Consider the following 6,416-nt stretch of genomic DNA (forward strand, 5'->3'; position numbering starts at 1 on the left):
CACGGACCGGCCGAGGGATCCGCGAGCCCCGCCCTGCCCACGCGTGTTCGGCAGGCCTCGTTGGCCGCCCCGCTGCGTGCCGAGCCGCCGCCCCGGGACGCGGCGCCCGAGCGCGAGGCCGACGCCGAGGAGATGCGGGCTGTCTTCGGCGCCTTCCAGCGAGGCCTGGAACGCGGCCGCAAGGGCCTGCCCGCGAGTACAGACGTCGACGAAGGCACGGAGGCCGACGATGCACGGTGACGACCAGACCCCCGAGCCGCCCGAGCCCGCCGCCGGAACGCCCGGCACCGGCCTCGGCTGGCTGCTCGACGACCTCGTGGCCAGGACCGACCACGTACGCCACGCCGTGCTCCTCACCGCGGACGGACTCCCGCTGAGCTGCTCGGAGGGCATGCGCAGACGGGACATCGAGCACCTCGCCGCCGTTTGCTCTGGCTTCCACAGCCTGGCCCGCTCGGCGGGGGAGCGCTTCGAGGCGGGAGAGGTACGGCAGACGATGGTGATGCTCGAGGACGCCTACCTCTTCATCACCCCGGCCGGCGACGGCAGCCGCCTGGCCGTGCTCAGCGAGGCGCGGACCGACGTCGGACAGCTGGCCCACGAGATGGCCCTGCTCGTCCGCCGGCTGGGCCGCCACCTGGACGCCGCCACGCGCTCGGCCACCTGATCCGGCTGTGACCGACGACCACTGGTACGAGGACGAGACCGGGTCGATGGTGCGCCCCTACACCGTCACCCGGGGCCGCACCCAGCCCTCCGACCGGCACACCATCGACCTGATGTCCCAGGTCACCGCCCTGGAGGCGGAGGCGGCCGGGCCGGACGTCGACCACGCCCGTGCAGCCCTGCTCGACCTGGTGCGCCGCGGCCCGCGACCGGTCGTCGAACTCGCCGCGGACGCCGACCTCCCCCTGACCGTCGTACGCGTGCTCCTCGGCGACCTGGCCGAGGCCGGTCTGGTGCGCGTCGACGAACCGCGCCGTCTCCTGGCCGCGGGTCCCGAGGCCGATCCGGAGCTGCTCAAGGAGATCGTCGAGAGGCTGCGGGAGCTTTGACCCCAGCGGACTGCACATGGAGCCGGACGACGGTCGTCTGGGCAGGTCAGGCGGGTTGACCGCACCTCGGGGGGCGGGCCTCGGCCGGATCCGCGGGCAAGGGCGCGCAACGAATCGCCGCCGGATCCATGGTGCACGCAACGAACCGCTCACCCGCACGCAACGGCTCCTCCTTGTCCGGCCGAGTGCGCCGACCGTACCTTCTATCTGACCCCAAACCCTTCCGTACCGGTGAGGACCAAGCATGCGCACCGCCCTGCTCCAGAGCTCCGGCCGCCCCGGCTCCACCGTCGAGAACCTCAAGGTCCTCGACGAGGCCGCGGGCCGGGCCGCCGCCGCTGGCGCCGCGCTGCTGGCCGCGCCGGAGATGTTCCTCACCGGGTACGCGATCGGCGACGACATCGGCCGCCTCGCCGAGCCCGCCGACGGCGAGGCCGCGGACGCGATCGCCGAGCTCGCCGCCCGGCACGGTCTGGCCATCGCCTACGGCTACCCGGAGCGCGACGGCGCCACGGTGTACAACTCGGCCCAGCTGATCTCCGCCGACGGCACCCGCCTGGCGAACTACCGCAAGACCCACCTCTTCGGCTGCTTCGAGCGCGACCACTTCACCCCGGGCGACCAGCCGGTCGTACAGGCCGAGCTGAACGGCGTGACCGTCGGCCTGATGATCTGCTACGACGTCGAGTTCCCGGAGAACGTCCGGGCCCACGCCCTGGCCGGCACCGACCTGCTCCTCGTGCCGACGGCGCAGATGCACCCGTTCCAGTTCGTCGCCGAGTCCCTCGTCCCGGTGCGGGCCTGGGAGAACCAGATGTACGTCGCGTACGTCAACCGGGTCGGTCCGGAGGGCGAGTTCGAGTTCGTGGGGCTCTCCACGCTCGCCGGCCCCGACGGAGTCGCCCGCACTCGCGCCGGCCGCGGTGAGGAACTCGTCCTCGCCGACGTCGACCCCGCCTTCCTGGCCGCCTCCCGCGAGGCGAACCCCTATCTGCAGGACCGCCGCCCCGGTCTCTACGGGTCCCTCGTCTGACCGTCACAAGCCTCCCCCCGAGTTCCCCCGCGCAAGGAGTCAGTACCCCATGACGTCCACGGTGCCCAACGCCGTCCAGCACGCCGACGAGCAGCAGCCGCCGATCACCATGTTCGGCCCTGACTTCCCGTACGCGTACGACGACTTCCTCGCCCACCCGGCGGGCCTCGGCCAGATCCCCGCGACCGAGCACGGCACCGAGGTCGCGGTCATCGGCGGCGGTCTGTCCGGCATCGTGGCCGCCTACGAGCTCATGAAGATGGGCCTCAAGCCCGTCGTCTACGAGGCCGACCAGCTCGGCGGCCGGCTGCGCACCGTCGGCTTCGACGGGTGCGACCCGTCGCTGACCGCCGAGATGGGCGCGATGCGCTTCCCGCCCTCCTCGACCGCCCTCCAGCACTACATCGACCTGGTCGGCCTGGAGACCAGGCCCTTCCCCAACCCCCTTGCCGAGGCGACGCCTTCGACCGTCGTCGACCTCAAGGGCGAGTCGCACTACGCCGAGACGATCGACGACCTGCCCCAGGTCTACCGCGACGTCGCCGAGGCGTGGAACAAGTGCCTCGACGAGGGCGCCGACTTCTCCGACATGAACCGCGCCCTGCGCGAGCGCGACGTGCCGCGCATCCGCGAGATCTGGGCCAAGCTCGTCGAGAAGCTCGACAACCAGACCTTCTACGGCTTCCTCTGCGACTCCGAGGCCTTCAAGTCCTTCCGGCACCGCGAGATCTTCGGCCAGGTCGGCTTCGGCACCGGCGGCTGGGACACCGACTTCCCGAACTCCATCCTGGAGATCCTGCGCGTCGTCTACACCGAGGCCGACGACCACCACCGCGGCATCGTCGGCGGTTCCCAGCAGCTGCCGGTGCGCCTGTGGGAGCGCGAGCCGGAGAAGATCGTGCACTGGCCGTACGGGACGTCCCTGAAGTCCCTGCACCTCGACGGCGAGCCGCGCCCGGCCGTGACCCGGCTGCACCGCACCGCCGGCAGCCAGATCACCGTCACGGACGCGAACGGTGACATCCGCACCTACAAGGCGGCCGTCTTCACCGCCCAGTCCTGGATGCTGCTGTCGAAGATCGCCTGCGACGACTCGCTCTTCCCGATCGACCACTGGACGGCCATCGAGCGGACCCACTACATGGAGTCCAGCAAGCTGTTCGTGCCCGTGGACCGGCCGTTCTGGCTGGACAAGGACGAGCAGACCGGCCGGGACGTCATGTCGATGACGCTCACCGACCGCATGACCCGCGGCACCTACCTGCTCGACGAGGGCCCGGACAAGCCCGCCGTCATCTGCCTGTCCTACACCTGGTGCGACGACAGCCTGAAGTGGCTGCCGCTGTCCGCGAACGAGCGGATGGAGGTCATGCTGAAGTCGCTCGGCGAGATCTACCCGAACGTCGACATCCGGAAGCACATCATCGGCAACCCGGTGACCGTCTCCTGGGAGAACGAGCCCTACTTCATGGGCGCGTTCAAGGCCAACCTGCCCGGCCACTACCGTTACCAGCGCCGTCTGTTCACGCACTTCATGCAGGACCGGCTGCCCGAGGACAAGCGGGGCATCTTCCTCGCCGGCGACGACATCTCCTGGACGGCCGGCTGGGCCGAGGGTGCCGTCCAGACCGCGCTGAACGCGGTCTGGGGTGTCATGCACCACTTCGGCGGAGCGACCGACGAGACCAACCCCGGTCCGGGCGACGTCTACGACGAGATCGCGCCGGTCGAGCTCCCCGAGGACTAGGACCCGTCCAGGCCCCGTCCTACACCCCGGCCGCGCGGGCCTTCTCATAGACGTCCGCGGCCATGTCCCTGAGCTCCTCGGCGTCCCGGGCGCTGCCCTGGAGGTCGAGGAGGACCTCCTCCAGCCCGATCGCCGCGTGCGCGGCCAGGTCCTCCACGATCTGGTCCGAGTTCCCCTGGAAGGGGCGGCGATCGGGTCCGTCGTAGGGCTTGGCCGAATAGGCGACGTTGACCCGCAGGACCGTCTGGATCGGCTCCTTGCGTCCGCGCTCGGCCGCCAGGTCCTGCAACTCCTGCCACTGTCCGGCGATCTGCTCGACGCCCATGCCGATCGGCAGCCAGCCGTCGGCGTGGTCGACGAGCCGGGTCAGTGCCTTCTTGTTGCTCCCCGCCAGCTGGATGGGGATCGGCCGGGCCGGCTTCGGCCCGACCACCGCCGACTCGATCTTGGTGATACGGCCGTCGTAGCGCACCGGGTCGGGGCCCCACACCGCGCGGCAGACCTCGATGATCTCGTCGAGCACCTTGCCGCGCTCGGCGATCGGCCGGATGCCCGCGGCCGCGTACTCGTCCAGCGACCAGCCCGTGCCGAGACCGGCGATCACGCGACCGCCGCTCGCCGCGTCCAGCGTGGCGAGGGCCTTGGCCAGCTGGAACGGCTGGTGCAGCGGCGCGACCAGCACGCTGGAGCCGAGGCGGACGCGCTCGGTGGCCGCGGCGGCGAGCGTCAGGGTGACCAGCGGCTCGGCCACGCCGCGGTACGAGTCCGGCCAGGGAAGGCCCTCGATGCCGTACAGGCCCTGGGAGGCGGGCTCCGGGAACAGGGCCCGCTCGTACACCCACAGGCTGTCGTACCCGATGGCCTCTGCGGTGCGGGCCACGTCGGGCACGTCCTTGCCGATGTTGTACTGCCGATTCTGCGGAAGGCTGAGTCCGAGCCTGGTCGCCATGTGCCGAGTGCTCCTTCGCGATCGGTTGCCCGTGCAACCTACAGCGATCACGGCGCAGTTCCGGTGAGGCGTGGCGGAGTTGGCCGGATCGGATCGACTCAGTCGGCGAGCGGGGTCAGCAGCATGCGCCCGGCGAAGCCCACGGCCGTGTCCAGGCGCTCGGTGAACTCCTCGGCGACCTCCCCGAACCTGCGCAGCGCCCACAGGGCCCGCGCCGCCGTCCAGGTGGCGTCCCTGGCACGCTCCAGGCTCCAGGAACCGAGGAGATGGGTGAGCGGGTCGGCGATCTGGAGCAGGTCGGGGCCCGGCATCAGATCTTCGCGGATGCGCTCCTCCAGCGACACGAGGAGGTCGCCCACGCGGTCGAACTCGTCCTCAAGGTCGGTCGGTTCGCAGTCGAGCGTACGGCAGGTGTCCACGACGGCGAGCGCCAGATCGTGGCCGACGTGTGCGTTGATGCCCGCGAGCGCGAACTGCAGGGGCCGTACGCCGGGGTGGCGGCGGAGCTGGAACAGCGGCCGCCAGCAGGCCGGTGGACGGCGGTCGTCCGCCACCGCTTCCACCGCGGCCAGATAGCGCTCCGCGAACCGCACGTCCAGCGCGGTCGCCGCCCGCCGGTCCGCGAACTGCCCGTCGTCCAGGCGCCGTTCGACCTCCTCGGTGACGGCCAGGTAGACGCGGTTGAACACCGCGACCCCGTCCCGCTCGGGCAGGGTGGCGTCCAGGGCGCGCATACGGGCGGCGACGGTGCCGACAGAGGTGGTGAAGTGTTCCAACTGCGCCATGGTGGAAGGGTCCCAGTCCTAGGCTGACGGGCGTGCCGACGGCACCGGCGCTTCCCCGGAACGGGGGAACGACCCCGTCGCGCGAGCAGTGAGGGGGAGGGGGAGCAGGACCGTGTCGGGCTTACGTGCCCGGCGCCCGGCCGCCCGCAGGGCCGAGCGCAGGTGCGCGGCCCGCCGGGCCGCGATGGTCGCCGCGGCCTCGGTCGTGGTCGCCGTCGGCACCGTGACCGGGAGGGTGTCGGCCCTCGAGGACGGGCGCGGCTCCGACCGGGCCCGGCCCGAGGCCACGTACACGCAGAGCCGGGCGCCGCTGCCCGCGGTGCCGTCGCGGTCCGTGGCGAGCACTCCGGCCGCCTCGCCCTCGGTGAAGAGGCGGACGGCGGGCCCGAAGCCGTCCCCCGCGCGCACCGCGCCCGAGCGGCGGACGGCAGCCGCACCCGCGCGGCTCTACCGCCATCCCGACTCCCCTGTGCTCGCCTGGGTCCGGACCCATCCCGGTGACCCGCGCACCGCCGTCATCGCCTCCCGCATCGCCGATCGGCCCGCCGCGGTCCGGTTCACCGACTTCACCCCGGCGACCATCGCCTCGCGGGTGCGCGCGGTCACCTCGGGTGCGGCCGCGCAGGGCCGGGTACCGGTGCTCGTGCCGTACGCGATTCCGGACCGCGACTGCGGCGGGGCCTCCCAGGGCGGTGCGCCCGATCCCGCCGCGCACGACGCCTGGATCGACGCCTTCGCCCGCGGGCTGGGCTCCGGCCGGGTCATCGTCGTACTGGAACCGGACTCGGTCGTCCAGTCCGACTGCCTTCCGGCCGTCGGCCGGGCCGACCGGTTCGCCTCGCTGGCC

Annotated in this window: 8 protein-coding genes; 6 read left to right on the forward strand and 2 right to left on the reverse strand. The window is 72.1% G+C overall.

All coding sequences use genetic code 11. From position 1 onward, the window contains the following. The 5 genes from ACFW2E_RS36150 to ACFW2E_RS36170 all read left to right on the forward strand — a co-directional run. Window positions 1-240 (forward strand): hypothetical protein (locus tag ACFW2E_RS36150; protein ID WP_384473035.1); only part of this gene is annotated, 240 nt, incomplete at its 5' end. Next, a complete protein-coding gene (locus ACFW2E_RS36155) occupies window positions 230-667 on the forward strand; it encodes a roadblock/LC7 domain-containing protein (protein ID WP_384473038.1) in 438 nt (145 codons plus the stop codon). The genes ACFW2E_RS36150 and ACFW2E_RS36155, both read left to right, overlap by 11 nt. A 7-nt stretch (window positions 668-674) precedes the next feature. Continuing rightward, window positions 675-1,055, forward strand: a complete 381-nt coding sequence (locus ACFW2E_RS36160) for a DUF742 domain-containing protein (protein ID WP_384473041.1) — start codon at window positions 675-677, stop codon at window positions 1,053-1,055. 244 nt (window positions 1,056-1,299) lie between these two features. Then, entirely contained in the window at window positions 1,300-2,088 is a 789-nt protein-coding gene (locus ACFW2E_RS36165; RefSeq protein ID WP_384473043.1) for a carbon-nitrogen hydrolase family protein, read from the forward strand. Window positions 2,089-2,137: 49 nt separating this feature from the next. After that, window positions 2,138-3,835, forward strand: a complete 1,698-nt coding sequence (locus ACFW2E_RS36170) for a flavin monoamine oxidase family protein (RefSeq protein WP_384473046.1) — start codon at window positions 2,138-2,140, stop codon at window positions 3,833-3,835. A gap of 19 nt (window positions 3,836-3,854) precedes the next feature. Here ACFW2E_RS36170 and ACFW2E_RS36175 read toward each other — a convergent pair whose 3' ends face one another. Next, entirely contained in the window at window positions 3,855-4,784 is a 930-nt protein-coding gene (locus ACFW2E_RS36175) for an LLM class F420-dependent oxidoreductase (RefSeq protein ID WP_384473049.1), read from the reverse strand. Window positions 4,785-4,882: 98 nt separating this feature from the next. Then, window positions 4,883-5,569 (reverse strand): DUF5995 family protein, encoded by a 687-nt coding sequence (locus ACFW2E_RS36180; RefSeq protein ID WP_384473052.1) that lies wholly within the window; start codon window positions 5,567-5,569, stop codon window positions 4,883-4,885. A 184-nt stretch (window positions 5,570-5,753) separates the two neighbouring features. Between ACFW2E_RS36180 and ACFW2E_RS36185 the strand changes: the two genes are divergently transcribed. Then, a partial coding sequence (locus ACFW2E_RS36185; protein WP_384473055.1) for a glycoside hydrolase family 6 protein occupies window positions 5,754-6,416 on the forward strand: 663 nt, incomplete at its 3' end.

It is taken from the genome of Streptomyces sp. NPDC058964, from assembly GCF_042741275.1.
Taxonomy (GTDB): domain Bacteria; phylum Actinomycetota; class Actinomycetes; order Streptomycetales; family Streptomycetaceae; genus Streptomyces.